The organism is Yoonia sp. R2-816 (assembly GCF_046762905.1).
Classification (GTDB): Bacteria; Pseudomonadota; Alphaproteobacteria; order Rhodobacterales; family Rhodobacteraceae; genus Yoonia.
This window is the reverse complement of record NZ_JBKQXN010000247.1, coordinates 1-724: the sequence shown is the minus strand read 5'-3', so window position 1 is coordinate 724 and position 724 is coordinate 1. Positions and strand designations below refer to the sequence as shown.

Below are 724 nucleotides of genomic sequence, written 5' to 3'. Positions count from 1 at the left end.
GATGAACTTCTCCGCCGTCAGACCCGCCCGGCCCAGATAGCCCCGTGCCACTTGAACGCCCCCGATCAGTAGCTCGCCCGCAACGCCCACGGGCTGCGGCTGCAACCGATCGTCCACAACATAGACCTGCGTGTTCGAGATGGGACCGCCGATCGGAACCGCAACGTCGCCGGCAAAGTCGGGAGAAACCGGAAATGCCGTCGCACAAACCGTCGTTTCCGTCGGACCGTAGGCGTTGTAATAGGCAAGCCGCGCCGCCAAGTGGCGCGCCGCATCCGGCGACGCCGCCTCGCCAGCCGATATCAAGACGCGCAGAGGAAGATCCTCCAGCGACTCCATTTCCGAGGCCAGACGCGGCGGAACCGTGATTACCTCGACCTGCAGCGCCCGCAGAGCATCGACCAACCGCATCCCGTCAGGACGCGCGCTTGCGGGGATGACGGCCAGACACCCTTTTGAGCAAAGGGCCATTACGACTTCCCAGACCGACACGTCGAAACCGATCGAGGCAAACAGTCCGACCCGCTGGCCGTCGGTCTCGACCACCCGTCGCGCCTGATAGGTCGCCAAGTGGCACAGATTGCCTTGCCCGACCATGACGCCTTTGGGCGTGCCTGTGGAGCCGGAGGTGTAGATGACGTAGGCCAGGCTTGACGGGTTCAGCGGCGCCCACCGTTCGGCGCCTGTGACCGGCGTTGCCGGCAGCCCGGCCAGCGCGGCCTCC

General features: G+C 65.9%; 1 protein-coding gene. It reads right to left on the bottom strand.

The window, feature by feature from the left end; genetic code table 11:
- Positions 1–724, bottom strand: a 724-nt coding sequence (locus ACFWW2_RS16480) for an AMP-binding protein (RefSeq protein WP_393929705.1), incomplete at both ends; no start/stop codon positions are given.